At 64.1% G+C, this 26,189-nt stretch carries 27 protein-coding genes; 15 read left to right on the top strand and 12 right to left on the bottom strand.

Annotation, left to right across the window (positions count from 1 at the left end; genetic code table 11):
• Positions 1 to 76: 76 nt before the first annotated feature.
• The 7 genes from Q0C64_RS03490 to Q0C64_RS03520 form a co-directional block, all read right to left on the bottom strand.
• A complete protein-coding gene (locus Q0C64_RS03490) occupies positions 77 to 1,051 on the bottom strand; it encodes a hypothetical protein (protein WP_294120846.1) in 975 nt (324 codons plus the stop codon).
• 127 nt (positions 1,052 to 1,178) lie between these two features.
• Positions 1,179 to 2,873, bottom strand: a complete 1,695-nt coding sequence (locus Q0C64_RS03495; RefSeq protein ID WP_294120847.1) for a VWA domain-containing protein — start codon at positions 2,871 to 2,873, stop codon at positions 1,179 to 1,181.
• A 135-nt stretch (positions 2,874 to 3,008) separates the two neighbouring features.
• Positions 3,009 to 3,542, bottom strand: a complete 534-nt coding sequence (locus Q0C64_RS03500; protein ID WP_294120848.1) for a sigma-70 family RNA polymerase sigma factor — start codon at positions 3,540 to 3,542, stop codon at positions 3,009 to 3,011.
• Between the two features lie 343 nt (positions 3,543 to 3,885).
• The gene (locus tag Q0C64_RS03505; protein WP_294120849.1) at positions 3,886 to 4,566 is read right to left on the bottom strand and encodes an MIP/aquaporin family protein; all 681 of its coding nucleotides are present in this window, start codon (positions 4,564 to 4,566) and stop codon (positions 3,886 to 3,888) included.
• Entirely contained in the window at positions 4,563 to 5,096 is a 534-nt protein-coding gene (locus tag Q0C64_RS03510) for a GNAT family N-acetyltransferase (RefSeq protein WP_294120888.1), read from the bottom strand. The genes Q0C64_RS03505 and Q0C64_RS03510 overlap by 4 nt, the downstream gene beginning before the upstream one ends.
• Entirely contained in the window at positions 5,096 to 5,581 is a 486-nt protein-coding gene (locus Q0C64_RS03515) for an ArsI/CadI family heavy metal resistance metalloenzyme (protein WP_294120850.1), read from the bottom strand. The genes Q0C64_RS03510 and Q0C64_RS03515 overlap by 1 nt, the downstream gene beginning before the upstream one ends.
• Positions 5,578 to 5,910 carry a metalloregulator ArsR/SmtB family transcription factor gene (locus Q0C64_RS03520; protein WP_294120851.1) on the bottom strand — a complete coding sequence of 111 codons (333 nt, stop codon included), beginning with the start codon at positions 5,908 to 5,910 and terminating at the stop codon, positions 5,578 to 5,580. The genes Q0C64_RS03515 and Q0C64_RS03520 overlap by 4 nt, the downstream gene beginning before the upstream one ends.
• A 266-nt stretch (positions 5,911 to 6,176) precedes the next feature.
• Here Q0C64_RS03520 and Q0C64_RS03525 point away from each other — a divergent pair, with 266 nt between their 5' ends.
• The gene (locus Q0C64_RS03525; protein WP_294120853.1) at positions 6,177 to 8,237 is read left to right on the top strand and encodes an alkaline phosphatase D family protein; all 2,061 of its coding nucleotides are present in this window, start codon (positions 6,177 to 6,179) and stop codon (positions 8,235 to 8,237) included.
• On the opposite strand, the gene Q0C64_RS03530 is transcribed toward Q0C64_RS03525, so the two are convergent.
• Together Q0C64_RS03530 and Q0C64_RS03535 are read right to left on the bottom strand one after the other, a co-directional pair.
• Positions 8,234 to 8,767 carry a GrpB family protein gene (locus Q0C64_RS03530; RefSeq protein ID WP_294120855.1) on the bottom strand — a complete coding sequence of 178 codons (534 nt, stop codon included), beginning with the start codon at positions 8,765 to 8,767 and terminating at the stop codon, positions 8,234 to 8,236. The genes Q0C64_RS03525 and Q0C64_RS03530 overlap by 4 nt on opposite strands.
• Before the next feature lie 65 nt (positions 8,768 to 8,832).
• On the bottom strand, positions 8,833 to 9,255 hold the full coding sequence (locus tag Q0C64_RS03535; protein ID WP_294120857.1) for a hypothetical protein: 423 nt from the start codon (positions 9,253 to 9,255) through the stop codon (positions 8,833 to 8,835).
• Between the two features lie 210 nt (positions 9,256 to 9,465).
• On the opposite strand from Q0C64_RS03535, the gene Q0C64_RS03540 reads away from it, so the two are divergent.
• The 6 genes from Q0C64_RS03540 to Q0C64_RS03565 all read left to right on the top strand — a co-directional run bounded on the left by Q0C64_RS03540 (position 9,466) and on the right by Q0C64_RS03565 (position 14,837).
• Positions 9,466 to 10,008 carry a hypothetical protein gene (locus Q0C64_RS03540; RefSeq protein WP_294120859.1) on the top strand — a complete coding sequence of 181 codons (543 nt, stop codon included), beginning with the start codon at positions 9,466 to 9,468 and terminating at the stop codon, positions 10,006 to 10,008.
• Positions 9,993 to 11,330, top strand: coding sequence for a terminase family protein (locus Q0C64_RS03545; protein WP_294120861.1), 1,338 nt, complete (start codon positions 9,993 to 9,995; stop codon positions 11,328 to 11,330). Before Q0C64_RS03540 ends, Q0C64_RS03545 begins: the two co-directional genes overlap by 16 nt.
• Before the next feature lie 143 nt (positions 11,331 to 11,473).
• The gene (locus tag Q0C64_RS03550; RefSeq protein WP_294120862.1) at positions 11,474 to 12,094 is read left to right on the top strand and encodes an NYN domain-containing protein; all 621 of its coding nucleotides are present in this window, start codon (positions 11,474 to 11,476) and stop codon (positions 12,092 to 12,094) included.
• A gap of 47 nt (positions 12,095 to 12,141) precedes the next feature.
• Positions 12,142 to 13,317, top strand: a complete 1,176-nt coding sequence (locus Q0C64_RS03555) for a phage portal protein (RefSeq protein ID WP_294120865.1) — start codon at positions 12,142 to 12,144, stop codon at positions 13,315 to 13,317.
• A 152-nt stretch (positions 13,318 to 13,469) separates the two neighbouring features.
• Positions 13,470 to 14,318 carry an outer membrane beta-barrel protein gene (locus Q0C64_RS03560; RefSeq protein ID WP_294120866.1) on the top strand — a complete coding sequence of 283 codons (849 nt, stop codon included), beginning with the start codon at positions 13,470 to 13,472 and terminating at the stop codon, positions 14,316 to 14,318.
• Between the two features lie 117 nt (positions 14,319 to 14,435).
• A complete protein-coding gene (locus Q0C64_RS03565) occupies positions 14,436 to 14,837 on the top strand; it encodes an OmpA family protein (RefSeq protein WP_294120868.1) in 402 nt (133 codons plus the stop codon).
• Positions 14,838 to 14,879: 42 nt separating this feature from the next.
• Here the strand turns inward: Q0C64_RS03565 and Q0C64_RS03570 are convergent, their stop codons facing one another.
• Positions 14,880 to 15,218: a hypothetical protein gene (locus Q0C64_RS03570; RefSeq protein ID WP_294120870.1), complete on the bottom strand. Its 339-nt coding sequence runs from the start codon at positions 15,216 to 15,218 to the stop codon at positions 14,880 to 14,882.
• Positions 15,219 to 15,319: 101 nt separating this feature from the next.
• Between Q0C64_RS03570 and Q0C64_RS03575 the strand changes: the two genes are divergently transcribed.
• The 4 genes from Q0C64_RS03575 (at position 15,320) to Q0C64_RS03590 (ending at position 17,540) form a co-directional block, all read left to right on the top strand.
• A complete protein-coding gene (locus tag Q0C64_RS03575) occupies positions 15,320 to 15,598 on the top strand; it encodes an antibiotic biosynthesis monooxygenase (RefSeq protein ID WP_294120872.1) in 279 nt (92 codons plus the stop codon).
• A gap of 7 nt (positions 15,599 to 15,605) precedes the next feature.
• Complete coding sequence (locus tag Q0C64_RS03580; protein WP_294120873.1) at positions 15,606 to 16,280, top strand: glutathione S-transferase; 675 nt, start codon at positions 15,606 to 15,608, stop codon at positions 16,278 to 16,280.
• 61 nt (positions 16,281 to 16,341) lie between these two features.
• Positions 16,342 to 16,839, top strand: a complete 498-nt coding sequence (locus Q0C64_RS03585; RefSeq protein WP_294120874.1) for a superoxide dismutase family protein — start codon at positions 16,342 to 16,344, stop codon at positions 16,837 to 16,839.
• A 128-nt stretch (positions 16,840 to 16,967) separates the two neighbouring features.
• The gene (locus Q0C64_RS03590) at positions 16,968 to 17,540 is read left to right on the top strand and encodes a hypothetical protein (protein ID WP_294120876.1); all 573 of its coding nucleotides are present in this window, start codon (positions 16,968 to 16,970) and stop codon (positions 17,538 to 17,540) included.
• Positions 17,541 to 17,555: 15 nt separating this feature from the next.
• On the opposite strand, the gene Q0C64_RS03595 is transcribed toward Q0C64_RS03590, so the two are convergent.
• Complete coding sequence (locus tag Q0C64_RS03595; protein ID WP_294120878.1) at positions 17,556 to 17,942, bottom strand: RidA family protein; 387 nt, start codon at positions 17,940 to 17,942, stop codon at positions 17,556 to 17,558.
• Between the two features lie 138 nt (positions 17,943 to 18,080).
• On the opposite strand from Q0C64_RS03595, the gene Q0C64_RS03600 reads away from it, so the two are divergent.
• Both Q0C64_RS03600 and Q0C64_RS03605 read left to right on the top strand, forming a co-directional pair.
• A complete protein-coding gene (locus tag Q0C64_RS03600) occupies positions 18,081 to 18,671 on the top strand; it encodes a hypothetical protein (RefSeq protein WP_294120880.1) in 591 nt (196 codons plus the stop codon).
• A gap of 234 nt (positions 18,672 to 18,905) precedes the next feature.
• A complete protein-coding gene (locus Q0C64_RS03605) occupies positions 18,906 to 19,553 on the top strand; it encodes an AAA family ATPase (RefSeq protein WP_294120881.1) in 648 nt (215 codons plus the stop codon).
• Positions 19,554 to 19,629: 76 nt separating this feature from the next.
• Here the strand turns inward: Q0C64_RS03605 and uvrA are convergent, their stop codons facing one another.
• Complete coding sequence (uvrA, locus tag Q0C64_RS03610) at positions 19,630 to 22,638, bottom strand: excinuclease ABC subunit UvrA (RefSeq protein ID WP_294120882.1); 3,009 nt, start codon at positions 22,636 to 22,638, stop codon at positions 19,630 to 19,632.
• A 127-nt stretch (positions 22,639 to 22,765) separates the two neighbouring features.
• Between uvrA and Q0C64_RS03615 the strand changes: the two genes are divergently transcribed.
• Positions 22,766 to 24,886, top strand: a complete 2,121-nt coding sequence (locus Q0C64_RS03615; RefSeq protein WP_294120883.1) for a M13 family metallopeptidase — start codon at positions 22,766 to 22,768, stop codon at positions 24,884 to 24,886.
• 45 nt (positions 24,887 to 24,931) lie between these two features.
• On the top strand, positions 24,932 to 26,189 hold a 1,258-nt coding region (locus Q0C64_RS03620), incomplete at its 3' end, for a D-aminoacylase (RefSeq protein ID WP_294120885.1).

Here is a 26,189-nt window from a genome sequence, read left to right on the forward strand (position 1 = left end):
CCCGCTGGCCGACCTTCGCCATCTCTGCGACGCTAGCTTCCAAATGCTGCGCATTTGCTCGCTTGCGCTCGGTGGCTCAGGGATGAACCTCCCGGATTTTGATCGTATCGGCGGACTCACAGACCCGCAGGCCGCAGCCGAACCAGATGCTGCCATTGCCCTTGAGCTTGCCGCCGTCGCGGGACTGGAGCTGGTCGGAATAGGTGCCGATGAGGGCGTCCGTCACCTTGGACGTGAAGATGCGGTCGTAGTTGCGCTCGACGTCGGCGCGGGTGCGGTAGGTGCGGTTCTCGCCGCCGAAACTGACGCGGAGCGGCAGGCCGACCATGCCCAGGACAGCGTTCCGATCGCCGCCGCCGAACTTGTCCTGCAGCCGCGACAGAAAGGTGCCGAACGTGTCGCCGATTTCGTCGCGGCTGACCACGGAGACGGGCGACAGGGATTCAAGATTCTGTTGCCGGACGCGCGAGCCGGTGACGACGATGTTGCCGGCATCGGATGCCCGCTCTTCGGGCTCGGCGGGAGGCGGGGGCGGAGGCGCCGGGGGCGGCGGCGCAGCACGCATCACGACCGGCGCCGGGGCGGCGACCTGGGCCTTTTCCTCGCGCATGCCGGCGATGTAGCCGACGACTGCGGGTGCGGGGGCCGCGACCGCTGGGCTGGGAGGCGCAAGCTGTGCGGGCGCGGCGATCAGACCCGGTGCTGCCTGGGGCGCCTCTTCGACAGCGTTGTCCGCCACGGCGTCGAAGGCCGGTTCGTTGCGGACTTCGGGGAGGGGGCCTGCCGGGGCGACCTCCGCCTGCCGGTCGCCGATCACAACCTGCGCGACGGGGATGGAGACGATGGCGATCAGCGTGGCGGTGACCAGCCCGCCGGTGGCGGCGCGATGGGTCGAAACCCATTTGGCCAGGGAAAAGGCCGGACGCGGGGGAGGTGCGGGTCCGAGGCCGTCGAACTTTCGCATCGCGACGTCGATCGCCGCCCGGCGCGCGGCCGGATTGGGCGGCGGCGGGACCGGCAGCGAAAGCCTATCGTCGCCTTCCTGTCCCACTCAGCGCGTTCCTTCGTAAAGCCGCATGTGCAAGGTCATAGCGGTAAAGCTGAAACTGGTAAGCATTTTTGGGCGGCCGCCGGCACCGTGTGGCCTGGGATTATTTGGTACCGGCGGCCATAAGCTCCTATTGGCCGAGCGCCGCCAGCGACCGCGCGCCCTTGGCATTGCGCACCAGCTGGAGGAATTCCGAGCGGTAGCCATATTCGTCCGGCCCGCGCGCCGCCGCGGCGATGCGCAGCACATCGTCATAGGTCAGCGAGCCATTGTAGCGCCCGCCGCGCAGCAGCTCGGCGAACCCGGCGACAGCAGTGGCGAAGCGGGCATCGCGCGGGGCCGCCTCGAAGCTGGCGAACTGGACGCTGGCGTCGATCGGGGTCGAGATCAGCTTGCTGGTGTCCGACTTGGGCAGCTTGTAGCGGATTTTGACAAAGCCGAGTTCCATCTGCTGAGGGCTGCGCGGGATGCGCAAGCCGGTTACGACAATCTCGGGCGAATAGCGGGATCCGCCATTCGTCAGCGGCCCGCCGACCGGCACGACTTCGTAAAGCGCGGTAACGCTCTGGCCCGAGCCGACGTCGCCGGCGTCGACCTTGTCATTGTCGAAATCGTCGCGGTTGAGCGCCCGGGTTTCGTAGCCGATCAGCCGATATTCGGCGACCGCGAGGGGATTGAACTCGACCTGGATCTTCACGTCCTTGGCGATCGGGAAGAGAGTCGAACCGGCTTCCTCGACGAGGGTCTTTTTGGCCTCCTGCACCGTGTCGATGTAGGCGGCGGTGCCGTTGCCGTTCTGGGCCAGCGCCTGCATCAGCGCGTCATTGTAATTGCCCATGCCGAAACCGAGCACCGAGAGGAACACGCCCTTGGAGCGTTCGCGCTCGATATAGCCCTTGAGCTCGCCCTGGTCGGTGATGCCGACGTTGAAGTCGCCGTCGGTCGCCAGGATGACGCGGTTGACGCCCCTGGGATCAAGGTTGGCCTCGGCGAGATGATAGGCCTGGCGAATGCCCTCGGCGCCGGCGGTGCTGCCGCCCGCGCCTAGCTGGTTGATGACGTCGAGGATCTTGCGCTTCTGCGCGACCGGGGTCGGGGCGAGCGCGGTCCCGGCGCTGCCGGCGTAGGTGACGATGGCAACGGTGTCGCGTTCGTCGAGCTCATTGACCAGCATGCTGAGCGAGCGCTGGACCAGCGGCAGCTTGTTCGGCTCCTGCATCGAGCCCGACGTGTCGATCAGGAAGACCAGGTTGGCGCGCGGCCGTTCGGCCCGGCGGACTTCGAAGCCCTTGATGCCAATGCGGACCAGCTGGCGGCCCACAGCCCAGGGGCTGGGGAAGACCGCGACATTGGTGCTGAACGGCTGCGACGTGGTCGCGGGCGGGGCATAATCATAGTGGAAATAATTGACCATTTCCTCGGTCCGGACCGCGGCCGGCTGGGGCAGGACATTCTGGTTCAGCGAGGCCCGGACCCAGCTGTAGGAAGCGGTGTCGACGTCGATCGAGAAGGTCGAGACCGGCGCTTCGCGGACGATGTGGAACGAGTTTTCGGCGAAGCTGGTGAACTTGTCGCGGCCCTCGTCGTGATAGGGCGGGGCCCATCCGCCCGACAGGCCGGGCGCAGAAGGCGGAGGAGGCGCATAGGCCTGGCTGCCGATCACGCTGACCGGAGCGGCCATTTCCAGATTCTGCTGGCGGACGCGCGAGCCGGTGACGACGATATTGGCGGCGTCGGCCGATTCCTGCGCTTCGGACTCGTTGGCCGCCTTCGGCAGCGTCGCCGCCTTATTGTCGATGGCCGATCCCGCGCATGACGCGAGCATCAATGCGCTAAGCGCGAGCCCAAGCGAGTGAAGTTGGCTCCCCATGTCAAACCTCCCTTTGAACAGCGACGCAAAATTGCTCGCTAGAATACTGGGACGCGGGTGGCCGGGATTTCCTTTGAAGCTTTCTGGAAATTATTTTTCGGAGGCGAGGATGCGGCGGACTTCGTGCATCCGCCAGGCGACGGTGGCTTCGGCGATGCCGAGGATCTCGGCGGCCTCGGCGTGGGTCAGTTGCTGCCCGGCGACGAGCACGGCGGTGTCGCGCAAATCGGGCTTCAACCGCGCGATGGCGCTCTTCAGCCAGACGGCGTCATAGGGGTCACGCTGGCGCTCGTCGGCGACGAGGCCGGCGAGCAAGACCAGCCGATCGGTGAAAGCAGAGAACGAGCGGCGGCGGCGGCGCCAGTCGCGGCAGGCGTTGAAGGTGATGCCGTGGAGCCAGGTCGTGAATTTGGCCTCGCCGCGATAGCCGGAGAGCTTCTCGACCAGGGTGCAGCAGACGTCCTGGGCAATGTCGTCGGCATCGGCGCGCGATCCGGTCAGCTGCCAGGCGAGGCCGTGGATGCGGTCGTAATGGCGCTCGAGCAATGTGGCGAACGCGTCGCGGTCACCAGCCCGGGCGGCGGCGATGAGATTGATATCTGGTTCGCTGCCAATTGCCGCCACTTAAGGACCATAACAAACGGAGCTGGGGGCGCCAGCGGGGATGGGAGTGAGTGCGGCTGGTAGTCGGCGCAAAGTAAATTTGCGCCGTCAGTCGGCTCCGCTTCGCGGGCCGCTGGCCGACATTCGCAATCTCTGCGCGCTTGCTTCCAAATGCGCTGCATTTGCTCGCAAGCGCTTGGTTGCTCATGAAATAGAAAATCCCCGTCCGTCGGGGGCCGGACGGGGATTTTCCATCCGTCTTTGCCCCCCGATAAGACGAGCGTGACCCCCTTAGCCAGCGCTCCCCCAGGGAAACGGACGCGAAACGATAGCAATCGCCCTCCAATTTCCCAGTTATCGGAAGTTAGGGATTGCTTGTTGCGTTAGGCCGTTCGTCGAAAAGTTGCGTACCAACCAGGGCCGCCATGGCCGCGCCGAGTAGTTGGGCGAGAATGAACATCGGCACGTCATGCGGCGCGATGCCGGCGAAGCTGTCGCTGAGGCTGCGGACGATGGTGATTGCCGGGTTGGCGAAGCTGGTCGAGGAGGTGAACCAGTAGGCGGCGGTGATGTAGAGCGCGACCGACGCGGGGACGGCATTTGGCCGGTGCTTCAATGTGCCGAGGATGGTGAGGATCAGGCCGAAAGTAGCGACAAACTCGCCGGTCCATTGGCCTAGGCCGGTGCGCGCCTTCACCGAGAACTGGAGGATTGGCAGGTCGAACATCAGATGCGCGGCCCAGGCGCCGATGACGCCACCCAGCAGTTGCACAGCGATGTAGGGCAGCACGTCGCGCGCGGCGAGAGCACGGCGGGCGGCCATGACCAGCGTGACCGCCGGGTTGAAATGCGCGCCCGAGATCGGCCCGAGCATGGCGATCAGCACGAACAGGATCGCGCCGGTCGCCATCGTATTGCCGAGCAGCGCGATGGCGATATTTCCGCCGGCCAGCCGCTCGGCCATGATGCCCGAGCCGATCACCGTGGCGAACAGGAAAAAGCTGCCAAGGCCTTCCGCGGCCAAGCGCTTGCCAAGGCCGGTCATGGCTCGATTTCCGGCGGCAGGGCGTCGCCCTGGCCCAGGCTCTTCTGCATGTAGAGCGTGTCGAGCCAGCGGCCCTGCTTGCGGCCGACCGAGCGCATCCGGCCGGTCTCGACGAAACCGGCCCTGGCGTGGAGCGCGGCCGAGGCGGGCTCAGCGCCGCCGATCACCGCGATCATCTGCCGAAAGCCCGCCTTGGTCGCCGCCTCAACCAGCGCGCCGAGCAGCAGCGTGCCGATACCTTGGCCGAGATGGGCGGGATCGAGGTAGATGCTGTTCTCGCAGGTGGTGCGATAGGCCGGGCGATCGCGGAACTGGGTGGCATAGGCGTAACCGAGCACCTGTCCGTCCAGCTCGGCCACCAGGAACGGCCAGCCGCGTTCGGCGCATTCGGCGATCTTGGAAGCGGTATCCGCTTCGCTGCGCGGACTGGTGTCGAACGATGCCGTGCCATGCGCAACATGGTAGGCATAGATGGTGGCAATCGCTGCCGCGTCGCGCGCTTCGGCAGCTCGGATCGCCGCCGGACCCATCAGCAGCAGGCCCTGCCGCGTTCGGGCTGTGGCTTCGCGTCGCACATGGCGGGCGCGCAGCAGCTATCGTTGGATGCGTTCAGCGACGTCGCGGTCAGCGTCGGGCTGTCGCCGTAGACCGTCGCACCGCCATGGGTGAAAAAGGTTTCCCAGACGACGCCGTCGGGATCGGCGATCCAGCTCTTTTCGCTCTTGGCGTAGCAGCATGTGGTAGCGCCTTCTTCCAATGTCGGGCGGTCGGCGGCCTTCAGGCGGCCGTAGACTTCGGTCAGTTCTTCGGCATTTTCGACCTGGATGCCGAGATGTTCGATCCCCTTGATCGCGTGATGACCGGCCGAAATGGCGAAATTGACCCGCGGATCGTCGAGCATCCACTTGGCATAGTCGCGCTTGGTGACGGTGGGATCGGCGCCGAACAGGGTCGAGTAGAAACGGATCGAAGTATCGAGATCCTCTACACCAACGTGGACGTGCATGCGCTTCACGCGATTTTCCTTTGCTCTTTGGTGGTGGCGACCGGCGCGCATTCCGCGCCGCCGCAGCAATTTTCGGTGAGGAAGTCGATCAGCCCGTTCATCGCCGGATAGTTGGCGCGATAGATGAGCGAGCGGTGCTGCCGTTCCTGGGTGATGAGGCCGGCGACACGCAGCTGGGCAAGGTGGAAGCTCAATGAGCTGTTGGGCACGCCGAGTTTTTCGGCAATCGCGCCGGCGTTCATGCCGGCTTCGCCGGCCTGGACCAGCAGCCGGAACAGGGTCAGCCGATGTTCCTGCGCCAGAGCGCCAAGCGCGTCGATCGCGGATTTAATCTCCATCAGCGGAAATTGGTCCCGCAATGAGCGCAATAGCAGTGCTGCGGCTTGGTGATGATGTCCCGCCACAGTGTGCGGAGGAGGTTGCGGATGAATCGCATGGCTTCGTCCTTTCGAGAATCATGGAAATGACGAATCGGTCAGCACTTGTCAAGAACAATTCGATAATTATCGAAATGACAGTTCGTCGAAATCATTAGGCGTCTGTCGTTTTGGAATCGCTCCCCCGTGACGACAGCGCAAACCTCCCCGAAAAAGGGGAGAGGCATATGCTGAGCCGCAGGCATTTCATCCAGGCCGCCGCAGCGATGGGGGCATCGCTGGCGTGGAGCGGTCCGGCCAGGGCATCGCGCACCAAATGGGCCGAGCGCCGCGACCTTTATCCCGAAGGCGTGGCGTCAGGCGATCCCGACAGCAACAGCGTGATCCTGTGGACGCGGCGGCCATACGAAAGCGGCCAGCGCTATGTGCTGACGGTCGAGGTGGCGGAGGATGCGGCGTTCAAGCGGGTGGTGGCGCATGCGAAAGCGCCGGTTTCGTCGGCTTCGGACTGGACAACGCGCGTGCTGGTTGCCGGCCTCAAACCCGCTCGCGTCTATTGGTACCGCTTCACCGACAAGGACGGGAGCGGCAGCCGCATCGGCCGGACGATCACCGCGCCGGCAGCAAACGATCCGCGCGCGGTCAATTTTGCGTTCGTCAGCTGCCAGGATATCAACGAAAGCAAGCTCAACGGCTACCGCCGGATGATCTTCGAGGATGAGCGGGCGCAACCCGAGGACCAACTCGATTTTGTCCTGCACCTTGGTGATTTCATCTACGAGGTCGTGCAATATCCAGAGGACGGGAAGCCCCGCTTCGACCGGAAACTTTACGAGGTTGCGCGGATCCCGGACGCGTTAAAGGTTGGCAAGTTCCATCTCCCGTCGACGCTCGAGGGATATCGCGCCGTGTGGAAGGGCTTTCTCGCCGATCCCGACCTGCAGGACGCGCGGGCCCGCTGGCCGTTCGTGTGTATCTGGGATAACCACGAATTCTCATGGCAGGGCTGGCAGAGCATCCTGAAAAATCCGAAGTTCGAGCAGCCCGGGCAGACGATCAAGGTCGCGGCCAACCAAGCCTGGTTTGAGAATATTCCGGCGCGGGTGAAAGCGCCTAGCGGATCGTTCGACGAATTCGGTTCGGTCCCCGTCAACAACGTCAAGATCGAGAAGTTTGACGATGGCGGCCTGGGCCTCGAACCGAACAATATCGCCGCGATCAACAGCCTGATCATCTACCGGACGCTGCGCTATGGCCGCCACCTCGAACTCCTGCTCACCGACGAGCGCAGCTATCGCGGACCGAACCCGTTCGAAGAGTCGGCGACCGATAAGCTTGCCGACTGGGCCGATTACGGGATGTTCCCGGATGACCTGCTCCAGGTTTTGGACGGCGGTCGTGCATTCAACGGCGGCAATCCGCCGACCGAGCTGGAATTCAACGGCGCGAAGGTCGCCAATCCGAACAAGGACAAACCGCCACAGACCATCCTCGGAGCGACGCAGAAAGCGTGGTTCAAAGACCGCCTGCGCAACTCGGGGGCGACCTGGAAGATCTGGGGCAGTTCGCAATGCACCTTGGAGCAGCGCGCCGATCCGGAGAATTTCCCGGCGGGGCTGACGAAGCAGAAATGGCCGGCGGGCCGATTCGCCAACGTCCAGGGCGGAGACTTTGGCAGCGCCTGGGTTGAACGCAGCGAGATTTACGACCTGGTGCGCGATGCAAAGATCACCGGTTTCGCCATCGTTTCGGGCGACCTCCACAGTTTCTGGGCCGGCTATGCTTCCGCGCAATTGCCGCCCGGCAAGTTTGAGCCGATTGGCCTGAGCTTCACCGGCGGATCCATGTCGAGCGTGGGCGGGGCTGAAGCGAACGAATATGCGATCAAGAAAGACGACAAATTTCGGCCTCTCTCCCTGGCCGACAAGCCGGGCGCGGCCAGGCCCGAGTGCACCTACAACATGATGCTACGGCATGGGGTTCGGTCCTGCTTCGAATATGCCAAGAGCTTCGACCGGGCGAAGGCGCTGGCGCTGTCCAACCCGGATGTGGCACCGCACCTAAAGTTCGTGGACATCGGCGGCCACGGCTATGCGACGGTGCGGCTCACCGGCGAGGAAATGCGCACCGAGTTCGTCTGCATCCCGCGGCCGGTGACGCGGAGCGAAAGCCCCGATGGTGGGCCCCTGCGTTACCGCGTGGCGCACACGGCGAAGCTGTGGAAGCCGGGAGAGCGGCCCGAGCTCATGCTGCAGGTGATCGAGGGCGATATCGGTCTGTCAGCCTAGGCGTTGCGGACCCAATTGAGCGCCTCGGCCTCGGTCTGCTTGATCCAGCTGTCCTTGCAGATGGTGTAGGCGTTGCTGTCGTCAGGGTGCCTGGCGGCGCAGCCTTCCTTCATCTGCTGATATGCTTCGGCCATTTCCGGGCGGGCGCGCAGATAGTCGCGGAAAGCGATATGGCGGCGGATGCTGTGGTCGCCGTCGGCATAGCAGTGAAGGTGGAAGCGGCGCTTGCCGGTCATCGGGTCGCTCAAGGTGCAGAAGCGGCGGCCGTCGACGCCATATTCGCCGTGCCAGGCATAGCCCAGTTCCTCCAGCCTGGGCCGCGCGGCCTCGATCGCATCGAGGTTTGGCGTGACGCCGACCAGGTCGATAATCGGCTTGGCGGCGATGCCGGAGATCGAGGTCGAGCCGACATGGTGCATTTCGATGATCGCCGGCCAGATCGCCTTCAAGATGCGGGCAGCTTCCTCGCTGGCCTGGTCCGCCCAAGCCGGGTCGTGCGGAAGGAGTCGAACTGCATAGGGCGGCAGCATGATGCGATGGTCTGACAACAAACAGGGCGGCTGGCAATCGCAAGCGAAATGCTTGCGGGCGCCCCTCATCTCGAGGGCGCGGAATCTTTCGCAGCAGGCTCCGCTGCTTCAGCATTTCTCTCAGCCTCCGCCGCAAGATCTGAGGCATGTTTCTTGAGAAGAACCGGCGCTGCGTTCGGAGCGCCCGGCGACCCCCAGGGCTTCATCGTGACGCAATAGCCGCTATTGTTGCCGCATTGCCGCACCTCGCCGGAATGGCTGTCGATGACGACGATGATTTGCGTGTCGTCGGCCGGCCTGGCTGCGGCGGGATCCTTGGGCTCGGCGACGCCGGCCATCTGTTCCCAGAGGCTGTCCACTCCGAATGTGCCAATGCCGGCATAACGACCCTGGCCCTTGGCGCTCGTTCCGGTCATGTCGGCGTCCTGCATATTGCAGCCGGCGAGGAAGAGGCCCGGCATTAGCAGGCCGATTGCAGCGCTTCGCATTTGAATCTCCCCAAGTCCGATCCGGCGATGCAGTTTAGCGCCACTTTCAGGATCGCAAATAGTAGTATTGCAAATGAGTAAGAACCTATTTGGTAAAAATATCTTGACATCGTCACGCTCATCTGGCACAAATTAGGCACAGTCGATAAATGGGTGATTCGGGCCGGGCGCGAGAGCGTCGCGGCCCTTTTCATTGCGGTGGAGAGCGGCGTGGGCGAGATCGTCGAGGGCAAGACCAGGCTGAAAAAGCGGCGGGCTTCACCACAGACCATCACGCCGGAGCAGATCGAGACATTCTTCGCCACCCTTGCCGACACCTGCAACGTAGTGCGATCGGCCAAGGCAGCCGGTTTCGCCGCCAATTGGGCTTATCGCCGGCGCAAATTCGACGCGGCGTTCCGCAATGGATGGGTGGCGGCGGTGCGCGAAGGCTATGCCAAGCTCGAGCTGGTGCTGCTGGAGCGGGCAATCAAGGGAACGCCCAAGCTCGTTCGGACCGCCAAGGGCACAGACCGGGTGATGCGAGAATATTCGACGGCGCTGGCGGTAGCGCTGCTTCGGCGGCATGCCGAGACGGCCGACAACGCTGCATTCGAACCGAGCGGCGACGAATTGCGCGAAATACGAGAGCGGATCCTGGAAAAGCTGCGGCGGCTCAAGCAGCGCGATGAAGCTTCGCAGGACAAGGTCGAGACCAAGGCTTCGAACGATTCAATCGACCTCATTCGATGGGCGCTATGCCGCTCGGTCTGACGGACCAGCAATGGCAGATGTTTCGTTCGATGGAGCCGGCCGAACAGGCCGAGCTGATCGCCGAAATGTCGCCGGACGACGCGTTGCGGTTCGACGCGGATTTCGAGGCCTGGGCACATCGCAATCAAATGCCGCCGCAGAGCGAAGGCTGGCGGGTCTGGCTGATGATGGCCGGGCGCGGCTTCGGCAAGACACGAGCCGGCGCGGAATGGGTGCACAGCCTGGCGATGATTGGTGGTCGCCGGATCGCGCTGGTCGCGGCAACGATCGACGAGGGGCGCAAGATCATGGTTGAGGGCGTCAGCGGATTGCTGGCGATTGCGCACAACCGGCGGGTGAAAGTGAAATGGGAGCCAAGCCTCAATCAATTGAGCTGGCCGAAGGGCAGTGTCGCCACCCTTTATTCGGGTGACAATGCCGACGGGTTGCGCGGTCCGGAACATCATTTCGCCTGGGCGGACGAACTGGCCAAATGGCGGCAGGCCGAGGCGGCCTGGCAGAATCTGCAGATGGGATTGCGGGGCGGGAGCAGGCCGCGGGTGCTGGTGACAACCACGCCGCGGCCGATGCGGCTGCTCGAGCAAATCCGCGACGGCAAATGGACGGTGACGACGGGCGGAAGGACCGGGGACAACATCAACCTGCCAGGGAATTTCATCGAGATAATGTCGGCGACCTATGGCGGGTCGCGGATCGGCCGGCAGGAGCTGGACGGCGAGCTGATGACCGAGGCCGAGGGGAGTTTGTTTCCGAGGGGGTTGCTGGAGAAGGCGAGGGTCCTTCGATACGAGCCTGACGGCTCTACTCAGGATGAGCGGCTCGATAGAGTTGTTGTGGGCGTGGATCCGCCGGTATCGAGCAGCGGTGATGCGTGCGGGATCGTGGTGGCGGGGCGGCGCGACGGGAAGTTGTACGTGCTGGCCGATTGCAGCGTCGAGGAGGCAAGCCCGGAGCGCTGGGCGCGGGCGGTAGCGAGGGCCGCTGCCGAGTGGGGTGCGAGCCATGTCGTGGCCGAAGCCAACCAGGGCGGGGCGATGGTCGAAAGCGTGCTCAAGGCCGCGGACGCGGGATTGAAGGTCAAGCTGGTCCATGCCTCCCGCGGCAAGGTGGCGCGGGCCGAGCCGGTGGCGATCAGGTTCGAGACCGGGAAAGCGTTTTTGGCGGGGACGTTTCCGGAGCTGGAGGCCGAGCTGGCCGGGCTTAGGATCGGCGGCGAATATGACGGACCGAGCCGGTCACCCGACCGGGCGGATGCGATGGTGTGGGCGTTGACGGAGCTGAGCGAGACGCGGAGCGGGGTGCCGAGGGTGAGGATGCTTTAATCTGAAGAAACTTGAAGTTAGGAAAATTTGCCTACATATTGTCGGCACGAGATAAACGAGCGAGCCGGCTCTCTCCGACAACCCGCGAGGCGGGGGCGTTTAGACGCTTGGGAGGGGTCGGCTCCATTCGTTTTGGGGGTTGAATGAAGCCGAGATTTGCGGTCCTCCTTGACGGGGGATTTCTTAAGAAGAAGCTTCTCGACCGCCTCCAGCGCCACCCAACTGCTGACGACATCATCACTGAATGCGACCGGTTGAGGGCTCTGCCGTGCGTTGACGGTCACGATCTCCTGCGCATTTATTATTACGATGCCTTCCCGGCGAGCACGTCGCTAAAGAAGCCAGTTACCCGAGCCGTGTTCAATATGGCGGAGACCGAAAGGTTTCGAGAAAGTCAAAGTCTCTACAATCATCTGGTATTGAAGCCTGATATCGCGCTCCGAATGGGCCAGGTCTCCGTTCCACCCACCGGATGGAAGCCCAAGGCCAAAGTCGTAAGGGAACTCATCAAAACCCCCCGCGAACTCACGGATGATGATTTCGTAGTCGATGCCCAACAGAAGGGCGTCGATATGAGGATCGGCATGGACATGGCGCGCCTGGCGCTGCGCGACATGGTGAGGACCGTAATCGTCGTCACCGGAGATTCGGACTTTATCCCGGCGTTTAAGTTCGTGCGGCGCGAGGGCGTTCGCGTTGTGCTGGATTTGCTCGGCGAGAACGGTCGCATCGAATTGAAGCAACACAGCGATTTGGTTCTCTAAAACTCGCTAATTTCCTGCCGAACTTCGCGGCAATTCAGGAGCAATCAATGGCTTTTTGGCTCTGGCGCAAGAGTGCGCCGGAACGGCAACCCTATGTGCCTGTCTGGCTGCAGGGCGAGGGCGAGCAGGGCGGGTATGCGCGCGGCTATGAGGCGCAGCTTGACGAGGTCTACCGGCGCAATCCGGTGGGCTTGCGCGCGGTTCGGCTGGTCGCGGGGCTGGTCGGCGGGCTGCCGATTTTCGGTCCTTCGACAAGCTCAGGACAGGCAGCGGTCGATCTGGTCAAGGCCGGCGGCCTGCTGGAGCGGGCGGCGGCCAGCCTGCTGCTGCATGGCAATGCCTATGCCCGGCTGGTGACCGACAGCCATGACCGGCCGGCGGAGTTGCACCTGATGCGGCCCGAGCGGGTCAGCGTGGTCAGCGGGGCGGACGGCTGGCCGTCGGCCTATCTGTATCGCGGCGGCGGGCAGGTGGTGCGGATCGCCAAGGAAGATGCGCTGGGGCGTCGGCAGGTGGCGCATCTGAAGGCGCTCGACCCCGGCGACGATCAATATGGGCTGGGTTGCCTGGACGCGTCGATAGGCGCGGCAAGCGTGCACAATCGCGCCAGCCGCTGGAACAAGGCGCTGCTCGACAATGCAGCGCGGCCGAGCGGGGCGCTGGTCTATGAACCGGGCGACGGGTCGAGCCTGGGCCAGGAGCAGTTCGACCGGCTGCAAAAGGAGCTGGGCGAGCAATTTTCGGGGAGTGCCAATGCCGGGCGGCCGCTGCTGCTCGACGGCGGGCTCAAATGGCAGGCGCTGGGCCTGTCGCCGGCCGACATGGACTTCGTCGCGGTCAAGGAAGGCGCCGCGCTGACCGCACCGCCTGCCAGCCCAGCGCCTGGCGTCTGTTATCTGGTCGCTGCCGGGGCGACCGGTGCCTGGGCCGGCAAGGAGCAGATGCTGGCCGGCTACACCGAGGGCGGCTGGCGCTTCGTCGCTCCGATCGAGGGAATGCGCCTGCTCGACCGGACCAGCGGGCAATTGATTTTACGGCGCAGCGGCGCGTGGGAGACCGGCATTGTCCGCGCCCAGGAATATCAGGTCGCAGGGGCAACCGTGGTCCGGACGCGCCAGCCGGCCATTGCCGACCCGGCCGGCGGCAGTACGATCGACGTCCAGGGCCGCGCGGCGATCGCATCGATCCTGGCAATGCTGCGAACGCACGGCCTCATCGCCTGAACCGCGCGGGAGGCTCTACATTTACCCAGATCAGGGAGATTTGTGCGGCATTTCGGCAACAGGCCGGAGATTTGTAATCTTGCACCGCAACCGCCCCTCTCATAAGGTGTTCGAGCAGTTCTGTTCCGGAATGCACGTGAAAGGGGATTTCTATGCGGAAGCTGGCCATTATGGCGGCGCTTGCATCGACTGCGCTGGCGACCCCAGCGGTCGCTCGCGACCACAGCTGGTATGTCGGTGTCGAAGGCGGCGCAATGATCGTCGAGGATACGAAACTCGACTTTAGCGACATCAGTGGTGACGTGAATGATGCAATCATTCTCGACTACGATACCGGTTATGACGTCGACCTAGTCGGCGGCTATGACTTTGGTGGTTTCCGCCTCGAAGCCGAACTCGGCTGGAAGCGCGCTTCGATCCACGACGCGCAGTTCGATCCCGCCCTCGTCGGTGGCACCAGCTTCGTGACGGTACCGGTTGACGGCAGTGGCCGCGCTCTGACGGCGATGGTCAACGGCTTGCTCGATTTCGGCGATGACGATGGCTGGAGCGGCTACGTCGGCGGCGGTGTCGGTCTCGCCCGCATCAAGCACAGCATCAGCGATAGCGAAGGCACCGATGTCAGCGACAGCGACGGCGTGTTCGCATGGCAGGTCATTGCCGGCGTCCGCAAGGCGGTCAGCGCCAATGTCGACCTCGGCCTGAAGTATCGCTTCTTCAACACCACCACCTTCAAATATACCGAAGATGGCATCCGGCAGACGACGAGCGAGTTGTCGGGTCGCTGGCGGTCGCACTCGCTGATGCTCAGCCTGATCTACAACTTCGCTGCGCCTCCGCCGCCTCCGCCGCCTCCGCCGCCTCCGCCGCCTCCGCCGCCGCCTCCGCCGGCGACGCAGACGTGCCCGGACGGCTCGGTGATCCTGGCAACGGAAGCGTGCCCACCGCCGCCTCCGCCGCCGCCGCCGCCGCCGCCTCCGCCGGAGCCGGAACGCGGCTAAGCGAGCCAAGCTTAGGCGTTAAAGTTACCCCGGGAGTGCTTCGGCCCTCCCGGGGTTTCTTTTTGCGCGTTGCCCGCGCCGCGGCCACACCCTAAGCCTGCGTGCATTATGCAGGCGATGCCGATCTTTAAGGGCTTACTGGCGGCCCTGGCAGCTATGTCGAGCGGCGTTGCGGTTGCCCAGCAGCCCGCGCCGCTGATGCTGTTCTTCGACTGGGGCAAGCCGGACATCCGCAGCGACGATTTGGCGGTGCTGGACCAGGCGGTTGCGGCGTGGCGGGCCAGCCCCGGGTCGCGACTGATGCTGTCGGGCCATACCGACCGGTCGGGCAGTACGGCGATCAACCTCAGGGCATCCCGCCAGCGGGCCGAAATGGTCCGTGGCGAGCTGGAGAAGCGCGGGGTTCCGGCCGACGCGATCCGCATTGCCGCCTATGGCGAGGAACGGCCGCTGGTGCCGACGGAAGACGGCGTGCGCGAGGTGCAGAACCGGCGGGTCGAAATCCAGGTCGTGCCCTAGCGATGTTCTGCTGCAGTCATGCCCCCGGCATGACTTGCTCGATCATTCCTCTTTCTTCTTCGGATCCCAGCCTCTGACCTTCACCTTCCCGTAAACGAAAGTGATTTCCTCGGTTGGACCGGCAGCGGTGCCGCAATTCGTCACCTCGACATCCTGCAGCAGCCAGGTCTTGCCCTTGCCGGTGAAGCTCAGCGACGGATAGCGGGCGCCGGCGCGGCACGGGATGCCCCTGGCTGCGGAGCCACCCAACAAATTGCCCGTGAGAAAGGCATGGCCTTCATTGTCGATCACCGGCCTTCCGGCCGCAGCGCTGGAAGCGGCCAGCGCGGCGAGGCAGGCGGCAAGGATCGCGTGGAGCGTGAAATTCGCGACCGGACGCATGGGTGTCCTCCCTATCGGATGCGGCAGCGGTTGGGACTATAAGCCGCGGGCCGGAGTCGCACCAACAAGGGCGGTCGAACCGCCCTGGCAGGAGATTTCCAATGACCGCATTCAACGCCGTCCGGTTCAAGGTGAAGCCTGGAATGGAGCAGGATTTCCTCGATGCGCACCGCAGCGTCGATCGCGACTGGCCGGGCCTACGGCACGTCAACATGATCCAGACCGGCGAGGGCAGTTACTGCATCATCGGCGAGTGGGACAGCATGGACGCCATGGCCGCTGCCCGGCCATTCATGATCGCGACCCTCGACAGCTTCCGCTATACGCTGGACGGCGACACAGATCCGGTATCCGGGCCGGTTGTGCTGGAGCTGAAGTAAGCGGCGCATGGCTGCGCCGGCGATCACATTTTACGATTGGCCTTACTCGCCCTTCTGCATGAAGGTGCGGGCGATCCTCGACCATAAAGGCGTCGAATATCGGGCGGTTAATCCGCTTCGCCACCTGCGCAGCATCCGTCGGCGCGGCAGGGTTGGCAAGGTGCCGGCACTGGAGATTGACGGCGAGTTGATCGTCGACAGCACCGACATTGCCTATGTGCTCGAGGCGAGCTTTCCGGACCCGCCGCTGCTGCCCCGGGACCCGCGCCAGCGGGCGCTGTGTCATGCGATCGAGGACTGGGCGGATGAAAGTCTTTATTTCATCGGCCTTTATTATCGCTGGCATGATTTGGAAGGCCGCGAGCCGATCCCCCGCGCCTTCGGCAAGTCGCTGACGGGCCGGATCGCCTACCGTTTCTATTTGAAGCGGATCCTCGGCCAGCTGCGCGGGCAGGGGACGTCACGGAAAACCCCCGAACATGTGAACCGCGACCTGGAGAGGCATCTTGAAGCAGTAGGGGAGCTGCTGACGCCGGGGCCCCATGCGTTGGGCGATCGGGCCTATCTCTGCGACTTCGCTTTGTGGGGTCAGCTCAATTATTTGAGCAAGACGCCGGCCGGCGGCAGGGCGATCGAGAGCCGATCGCCGGTCCGCGAGTACCTGCGCAGGATTAAGGCCTGAGGGGAGACCGAGCATGAGCAACCTGCCTTGCTGGAGCAGAAATGGGGTGGGGGCGCGTCGATTGGCCGCGCTCGCCATTGCGCTGAGCTTGGTATCGGGCGCGGTGGCCAAGGGCTGGAGTCCCAAGTCGCCGATTGTGCGCGGCGACGGCACCGCGATCGGGTGGGTCCGCGTCAAGGTGCTGCCCGGCGGGCTGATGGTGCACCTCGAGGCGAAGGGCCTGCCACCCGGCGAGCTCGGCGTGCACGTCCATTCGGTCGGCCGCTGCGACGGGCCCGATTTCACCAGCGCCGGGCCGCACTGGAACCCGACCGGAAAGCAGCATGGCCGATTGAACCCGCTGGGCCGGCATGAGGGCGACCTCGGCGATCTGTGGGTGGACTCCAATGGCAGCACGCGGATGGACATGATCCCGCCGGCGGACGGCCATTTCATCAGCCCGTTCGATGCCGACGGCGCGGCGCTGGTCATCCACGCCCAACGGGATGACGAGCGGACCGACCCCAGCGGCAACAGCGGGGCGAGGATCGCTTGCGCGGTGCTGCAGGCGGCGAAGTGAATGGCTCCGTCACGAAATGAATTCGTGACGTCGATCGGGTTCGCGTCGCGACCCGTCGGCCGCCATTCGGTTTCTCTACGCACCAGCTTCCGATTGCTTTGCAATCGCTCGCTTGTGCTCGGTGCCTCATGAGCAACTTCGAATTCGTCTTTTCGTTGCTGGTCATCCTGCTCGGCCTCGGGCTGGGGCAGGTGCTCGGCGGGCTGGCGAGTTCGGTCAAGCGGCGGCCTGAGCTGGAGATCGGCTGGGGAACCGGGCTGCTGGCGACCTGGGTGATGACCGAGACGGTGATCTTCTGGCAGATCATCTGGCGGACCCGGGATGTGATGCCCGACGACATACCGGCACTGTTCGCCGGCCTTGGCATCACCGCGCTCTACTACTTCGCCGGAGCGCTGGTCTTTCCGGACGGCCTCGCCAACCGCAAAAGCCTCGACGACTATTTCATGGTCACGAAGGCCAAGGTGATCGGCGCGATCATCGCTGCGTTCACGATCGCTTTCCTCCTACGCCCGCTGGTCCTTGGATTCGTCTCGTGGAGCTTCCTCAACTGGTTCGACTGGGTGGCGATGGGGATCATCTATCTGGCCGGGGGCGTGGTGATGTTCACCAAGCGCCGCGGCGTGGCGGTGGGCGGCCTGGCGGTGCTGGTGGCGCTCGATCTGTTCACGCCGTTCGGCTATGTGCTGTTGGGCGAGTAGGGGCTTTCCCACGGCTCAGGCGGCGGCGACGGCCTCGATCTCGACCAGCCATTCGGGGGCGTGCAAGCCCGCCACCAGCACCATGGTGACGGCGGGGGCGACTGCGAGCCGCTCGGCGCGGACCTCGCGCAGCCTGGGGATGTCCTCGCGGCGGGTGAGGTAGATGGTGACCTTGACCACATCGGCCAGCGCCATGCCGGCCGAGGCGAGGACCGCCTCGACGTTGGCGATCGCCTGGGCACACTGAGCATCGAAGCCGCCTTCGGCCAGGCGGCCATCGCGGTGGTCGACCCCGACCTGCCCGGAGACATAAAGGGTGCGCGCACCGGCCGGCACCTCGACGCCATGGGCGTAGACCGCCTCATAGGCGGGGAGGATGGGGACGGGATTGTGGCGCTTCATGGCGGACTCCGGGAATTGCGATCCGCGCCATAGATGGTTTGCGCCCGCAGCGCCGATCAAAAGACGGCCGCCTTGTCATAAGGGTCCGGCGCCGCAATAGTTTGCCGCAGCCAACCCGGCGCCTATGCTCGGCGGCTCATGAGCGACTTCGATTTCGTCTTTTCGCTGTTCGGGCTGCTGCTCGGCTTCAGCCTGATCGAGGTGCTGGGCGGGCTGGCCAAGGTGATCGAGGCGCAGCTTCGGGCGATCAAGGTCGGCGCCGAGGCGCCCGGCACACCGCCGTTCCGGGCCGGCTGGCTGACCCCGCTGCTCGGCCTCTACATCATGCTCGACGTGATTAGCTTCTGGGGATCGGCCTGGGTCGCGCGCGGCGTGATCCGCTATGACGGGCCGATCGTACTCGGCGGCCTGCTGTTCGCCGGCTCCTATTACATCGCCGCCCATTTGGTGTTCCCGACCGAGAAGGCCGACTGGGCCGACCTCGACGCCCATTATTTCCGGGTGCGGCAGGCGGTGTTCGGCGTGCTGATCGCGCTGACCACGTTCCAGGCGGCGTTCCTGATGACCGTTCCCGGCGTCGCGGAGGCAATGCGCAGCCCGGTGGTGCTGATCTCGGCGGCACTGCTCTACCTACTGCTGGCGGCGGCGATGTTCGTGCGCGGAAAGCGGGCCAGCATCGTCGTGCTGGCGCTGCTCAGCCTGAGATATGCGTTTCAATATTTGATGTGAGGCGCGGCGAGTTTCGAACGAGGGGCCAGGGGGATAAGTGAAACAGCAATTTGGTGCACTGTCACCGTAATCCAGAAGCTTGTCCAAAGCTCGGCCACCTAAATCGCTGGACTCGAACATCGGATAGCGGCAGCAATAATTCGCCGGATCATCGCGAGTGAATGGGGGGTCGCGTATGAGGCCTGTTATATTCAGTGCGGGCACTTCTGCATCTAATCTTTTGTCGAAAATTCGATGCTCCGCCAATGTGAGTTCGAATCGCAAACGAGTTCAACTCATGCTCGGAAGGGGCGCATTGTGAGACTCCTTCAATTCACAATTTCAAATTTCCGAGGCATTCAAAACACTTCCGTGGAACTCGATGCCGGTGCACCTGGCCAAGTTGTGACATTGATAGGTCTTAACGAGAGTGGAAAGACTACCATTCTCGAAGCAATCTACAATTTCCTATCTTCCGATCGTGCGACTAGAGACCTGTTAAAGACAGTCTACGCTGAAGTTGATCCAATCACCTTCATTCCCAAAGAGCGGCGAGGCCTATTAGGTCGTAATTTTGTTTGTGTCCTTGATGCTGACACCAAAGGCAAAGCGGAGGCCGAGCGATACCGCAGCGAATATCATTTCGATGACGAGCAAATCATGACTTTGGACGAAGCTGATGGGGCACTCGCCGGTCTTTCATTTGAGGGGATATATGGGGATGATACCAAGCAGCTAATCAAGGATTGTGGACTTGAGTCAGATGCCAAAATTAAAGCTAAGGGTTCAGCGCTGTTCCAGCTCCTTTTGGCTACGGAAGACTACTCACCGCCACTAGAGGAGACGCTTGCGAGGTTTGAGAAGGTGCTCGAAGCCATCAATGGTAAGCTTGCTCTCCAATAGATGGACGATCACGCCCTTGATCTGCCGTTCGATCACATTAATTTGCTCATAAAGGGAACTGAGAGAGCCTCTCTCGTTACTTCGCTGCCAATAAGTCCGGTTGTTCTGCAGACGCCTTGCGACGGGATTTCTTCGGCACGAGCACGGGGTCGGAACTGACGGGCGTCCGCTTGAGCGTCTCGGCGAGGTAGGCGCCGGTGAAGCTTTTCGGCTCCCGCGCGACCTGCTCGGGCGTTCCTTCGGCCACAATCTCCCCGCCATTGACCCCACCTTCGGGACCCAAGTCCAATATCCAGTCGGCCGTCTTGATGACGTCGAGGTTGTGCTCGATCACCACCACGGTGTTGCCCTGCTCGACCAGCGCGTGGAGCACGTCGAGCAGCTTGCGGACGTCCTCGAAATGGAGGCCGGTGGTCGGCTCGTCGAGGATGTAGAGGGTCTGGCCGGTGGCCCGCCGCGACAGTTCCTTGCTGAGTTTGACGCGCTGCGCCTCGCCGCCGCTGAGCGTAGTCGCCTGCTGCCCGACCTTGATGTAGCCGAGGCCGACTTCTTGCAGCATCGCCATCTTGTCGCGGATGCCGGGGACTGCCTTGAAGAACTCCACGGCGTCCTCGACCGTCATGTCGAGCACGTCGGCGATGCTCCGCCCCTTGAACTTCACCTCCAGCGTCTCGCGGTTGTAGCGCTGGCCGTGGCAGACGTCGCAGGTGACATAGACGTCGGGCAGGAAGTGCATCTCGATCTTCAGCACGCCGTCGCCCTGGCACGCCTCGCAGCGGCCGCCCTTGACGTTGAAGCTGAACCGGCCGGGCTTGTAGCCGCGTGCCTGGCTTTCGGGCAGGCCGGCGAACCAGTCGCGGATCTGGGTGAAGGCGCCGGTGTAGGTCGCCGGGTTGGAGCGCGGGGTGCGGCCGATCGGCGACTGGTCGATGTCGATCACCTTGTCGAGATGTTCGAGGCCGGTGACCTTGTCATGCTTGCCGGCGATGATCCGCGCGCCGTTCAAGGAGCGGGCGGCGGCGGCGTAGAGCGTGTCGATGGTCAGCGATGACTTGCCGCTGCCCGAGACGCCGGTGATGCAGGTGAAGGTGCCGAGCGGGATCGACGCGGTGACGTTCTGGAGGTTGTTCTCGCGCGCGCCGTGGACGGTGAGCTTCTTGCCCGATCCCTTGCGGCGGGTGGCGCGCATCGGGATGTGGCGGCGGCCGGCGAGATAGTCGGCGGTGAGGCTGGCCTCGCAGGCGAGGAGATGCTCGAGCGTGCCGGCGCAGACCACTTCGCCGCCATGGACGCCGGCGCCGGGGCCCATGTCGATGACATGGTCGGCGTGGCGGATGGCGTCCTCGTCATGCTCGACCACCAGCACGGTATTGCCGAGGCCCTTGAGGCGCTGCAGCGTTTCGAGCAGGCGGTCATTGTCCTTCTGGTGGAGGCCGATCGACGGCTCGTCGAGGACGTAGAGCACGCCGCTGAGGCCCGAGCCGATTTGGCTGGCGAGGCGGATACGCTGGCTCTCGCCGCCTGACAGGGTGCCGCTGGTGCGGTCGAGGTTGAGATAATCGAGCCCGACATTGTGGAGGAAACCGAGGCGCTCGTTAATCTCCTTGAGGATCGCCTTGGCGATCTCGTTCTGGGTCGGGGTGAGGTGCTGGTCGAGGGCGGTGAACCAGGCCAGCGCGTCGGCGACCGAGCGGCGCGAGGAGAGCGAGATATCCTCGCCGGCGATCTTGACCGCCAGCGGCTCTGGCCGGAGGCGGGCGCCGCCGCAGGTCTCGCACGGGTGCGCGGCCTGGTAATTGGCCAGCTCCTCGCGCATCCAGGCGCTCTCGGTCGACAGCAGGCGGCGCTCGAGATTGCCGAGCACGCCCTCGAACGGCTTCTTCACCTCATAGCTTTTCTTGCCGTCGACGAAGCGGAGGGTGACGGGCTTGCCGCCGGTGCCGCGGAGGATGACGCGGTGCGCCTCCTCGCCGAGCTCGCCCCACGGCGTTTCGAGCGAAAAGCCATATTCGCAGGCGAGGGAGCCGAGCACCTGCATGTAATAGGGCGAGGGCGGCTGCGACTTGGCCCAGGGGACGACCGCGCCCTTCTTGAGGCTGAGGGCGTGGTTGGGAACGACCAGGTCCTCGTCGAATTCCTGCTTCTCGCCGAGCCCGTCGCAGGCCGGGCAGGCGCCCTGTGGCGCGTTGAACGAGAAGAGGCGCGGCTCGATCTCGGCGATGGTGAAGCCGCTGACGGGGCAGGCGAATTTCTCGGAAAAGGTGATGCGGCCGGGCGGGGCATAGTCGAGCTTAAAGCCGTCGCGTTCGGCGGCCTGCTCCAGCGCCGCGGCGACCCCGATGCGCTCGGCGCCGGCGGGATGGGGGACGTCGGCCGGGTCGAGATAGGCGAGGCCCTCGGCCAGCTTCAGCGCGGTTTCGAAACTGTCGGCGAGGCGGGTCTCGATTCCTTCGCGGATGACGATCCGGTCGACCACCACCTCGATGTCATGCTTGTACTTCTTGTCGAGCGCAGGGGCGGACTCGATGTCGTGGAACTGGCCGTCGATGCGGACGCGGGTGAAGCCGGCCTTCTGCCATTCGGCCAGCTCCTTGCGATACTCGCCCTTGCGGCCGCGGACGACCGGGGCGAGCAGGTAGTGGCGCGAGCCTTCGGGTAGCTTCATCGTGCGGTCGACCATCTGGCTGACCTGCTGCGCCTCGATCGGCAGGCCGGTGGCGGGCGAGTAGGGGATGCCGACCCGCGCCCACAGCAGGCGCATGTAATCGTAGATTTCGGTGACGGTGGCGACCGTCGAGCGCGGGTTGCGGCTGGTCGTCTTCTGCTCGATCGAAATGGCCGGGCTGAGGCCGTCGATATGCTCGACGTCCGGCTTCTGCATCATCTCCAGGAACTGGCGGGCGTAGGCCGACAGGCTTTCGACGTAGCGGCGCTGCCCCTCGGCATAGATGGTGTCGAAGGCGAGGCTGGATTTGCCCGAACCGGAGAGGCCGGTGATGACCGTCAGGCTTTCGCGCGGGATCGCGACGTCGATGCCTTTGAGGTTATGCTCCCGGGCTCCCCGGACGGTGATGTGGGTCAGCATCGACTCTGTTTCGTTCCAGCTTTGTTCTAGTGATACGCGAGGGACTTGGGAGCGTCAACGCGGTCGGCGCTAGCCTGTTTCCGCAGCCAAATCATCATGTTCATCGAACGAACAGGGACGCTCGTCGATGGCCGTTAGATTCGCGTTCACCGCCGTTCGATGGCCGCTATTCACGAATCTATTCAACAAGATGGGGGTCAAGATGAGCGGATCAAGCGGGCGCAATCGGCGCGCATGGCGGAGCCTGTGGCTGATGGCGGCGGCAGCGCCGCTGGCAATTGCGGTACCGGTCGCGGCTGAAACGGCGGCAACTGCCAATAGCGGCGTCCATTTCGGAAGCTGGGGTGTCGACCTCAATTCGCGCGACCTCAACGTCAAGCCTGGCGACGATTTCGAGCGTTATGCCAGCGGCCACTGGATGGACGTCACCGATATCCCCGCCGACAAGTCGACCAACAGCGTCGGATCCGACACCGGCGACCGCAACCAGGTGCGGCTGCAGACCATCGTTACCGAGTCCACCAAGGACAGCCAGATCGGCGCGCTCTACGCCAGCTACATGGACGAGGCCCGCCTCGAGCAGCTCGACGCGGCGCCGCTGAAGCCGGATCTCGACCGGGTCAACGCGATCAAGGACAAGGCCGAGTTCGCCGACTTCATGGCGGCCAGCCTGGGCGACTTCGGCTCGACGCTGTTCGGCCCCGGCATCGGGCCAGACCCGGTCAATCCGGCGATGAACACGCTGTACGTCGGGACATCGGGGCTCGGTCTGCCCGACCGCGACTATTACCTGCTCGACAAATATAAGCCGCAGCGCGACGCCTACCGCGCCTACATCCAGCGCACGCTGACGATGATCGGCGATGCCGATCCGGCCGGCGGCGCGGACAAGATCCTGGCGTTCGAGACCGAGATCGCCAAGATCAGCTGGCCGATCGCCGAGCTGCGCGACATCGACAAGGTCAACAATCCGATGACGCTCGCCCAGCTCCAGGCCTATGCGCCGGGCTTCGACTGGGCGGCCTATTTCGCCGCGGCCAGGATCGATGCGGGCAAGATGGTTGTCGGCGACAAGACGGCGGTGAAGGCGCTGGCGGCGATGTACGACAAGGAGCCGCTCGAGACGCTCAAGACCTGGCAGCGGTTCAAGGTCGCGAGCCAGGCTTCGGGCTATCTGTCGAAGCGGTTCGTCGACAGCCAGTTCGAATTCACCAAGCAGCTGTCCGGCGCCAAGGAGCTGCGTCCGCGCTGGCGCCGCGGCATCGGCCAGGTCGACGGCCGGCTCGGCGAGGTGCTCGGCAAGACCTATGTCGATCGCTATTTCCCGGCGAGCGACAAGGCGCAGATGGAGCAGCTGGTCGCGAACCTGAAGACTGCCGCCGCCAAGCGCATCCAGGCCAACAGCTGGATGGAGCCGGCGACCAAGCAGGCGGCCATCGCCAAGCTGGCCAAAATGGACGTGATGGTCGGCTATCCGGACAAGTTCCGCGACTACACCAAATTGGTGGTCAAGCCGGACGACCTCTACGGCAACGTCAAGCGCAGCAGCGCCTTCGAATGGGACTATCAGCTGAGCGACCTCAACAAGTCGGTCGACCGCAAGAAATGGGCGATGAGCCCGGCGACGGTGAACGCCTATAACGGCGGCCTGGAAAACAAGATCGTGTTCCCGGCCGGTATCCTGCAGCCGCCGCTGTTCGACCCGACGGCCGATGCGGCGGTCAATTATGGCGCGATCGGCGCGGTCATCGGCCATGAGATCATGCACGGCTTCGACGACCAGGGCCGCAAGATTGATTCCACCGGCGCGGTCCGCGACTGGTGGACTCCGGCCGACGCTGCCCGGTTCAAGAAGCTGACCGACGAGCTCGGCGCGCAATATGCGTCCTATGAGGCGGCGCCGGGCATCTTTATCAACCCCGACCTGACGATGGGCGAGAATATCGGCGATATGTCCGGCCTGGAGGTCGCTTACGCGGCCTATAAGATCTCGCTCGGCGGCAAGGCGGCACCGGTGATCGACGGGCTGACCGGCGACCAGCGCTTCTTCCTGGCCTTTGCCCAGGCGTGGCGCGGCGAGCAGCGGCCGGAAGCGATCAAGACGCAGGTTGCGTCGGACCCGCACAGCCCGCGGCGCTACCGCGTGATCGGCCCGACCCGCAACCTCGACGCCTGGTACCAGGCGTTCAACATCCAGCCGGGCTCGAAATTCTACCTGCCACCGGAGAAGCGCGTCCGGATCTGGTAATTTAAGTTCCTTGCGAACCTCATGGCGCGCGCTAGCCTGTGCGCCATGAGGGGATTTCCACTTGGCCTGACCGGCCTTGCCTGCTTGCTGGCTTCATGTGCGACGAATTCATCGGTGGACTCAGACCGTCCGGTTCGCCTGATAGGTCATGTCCTGCTGGTGGAGGATTATGACCGCGTGCTTCGTGGTGGAACGATCTACGACGGGAGTGGTGGAAGTCCTTACATTGGTGACGTCGCCATTACGGGTGATCGCATAGTTTGCGTTGGCGAGTGCACTGGAACCGCCGCGCGAGTGATAGACGTCCGCGGCCTGGCAGTGGCGCCGGGCTTTATCAACATGCTCAGCTGGTCGAACGAAAGCCTGATCGCCGACGGCCGTGGCCAGAGCGACATCCGCCAGGGCGTGACGCTGGAGGTGATGGGCGAGGGCGAGTCCATGGGTCCGTGGAGCGCCGAGATGAAAGCCCATGAGGCCGACCGGCAGGCCGACATCAAATATCCGATTCAGTGGACCAGCCTCGGCGAATATCTGGGCTGGCTCGAAAAAAGGGGCGTGTCGCCCAATGTCGCCAGCTTCGTCGGCGCGACCACGGTCCGCGTGCACGAACTAGGCGAGGGCGATGTCGACCCGACGCCGGCGCAGCTCGACCGGATGCGCGCGCTGGTCCGCCAGGCGATGGACGAGGGCGCGATGGGGGTCGGCTCGTCACTGATCTATGCTCCGGCCAATTTCGCCGAGACGCCCGAGCTAACCGCGCTGGTAACCGAAGCGGGCAAATGCGGCGGCATGTACATCAGCCATATGCGCGACGAGGGGCCAAAGCTCATCGAAGCAATCGACGAGCTGGTGGCGATCTCGGAGACGAGCGGGGCGCCGGCCGAAATCTATCACTTCAAACAGTCGGGCAAGGAGAATTGGGGCAAGATCGACGCGGCGATCGGCCGGGTCGAGGCGGCACGGGCGCGCGGCCTCAAGATCACCGCCGACATGTATACCTATCCGGCCAGCTCGACCGGGTTCGATGCGGCGATGCCGCTGTGGATCCAGGCGGGCGGGATCGAGCAGTGGGTGGAACGGCTCAAGGATCCGGCGCTGCGGGCCAGGGCAATGGCGGACATGCACAAGGCGGATGCGTCTGAAAATACCAAGCTGGTGGTCGAGGAGCCGGAAAAGGTGATCCTGGTCGGGTTCAAGACCGAGGAGCTGAAACCGCTGACCGGCAAGACGCTGGGCGAGGTGGCGCGGGAACGCGGCAAGCCGCCGGAGGAAGTGGTGGCCGACCTGATCGTCGCCGACGGCA

The organism is Sphingomonas sp. (genome assembly GCF_023266535.1).
Taxonomy (GTDB): Bacteria; Pseudomonadota; Alphaproteobacteria; order Sphingomonadales; family Sphingomonadaceae; genus Sphingomicrobium.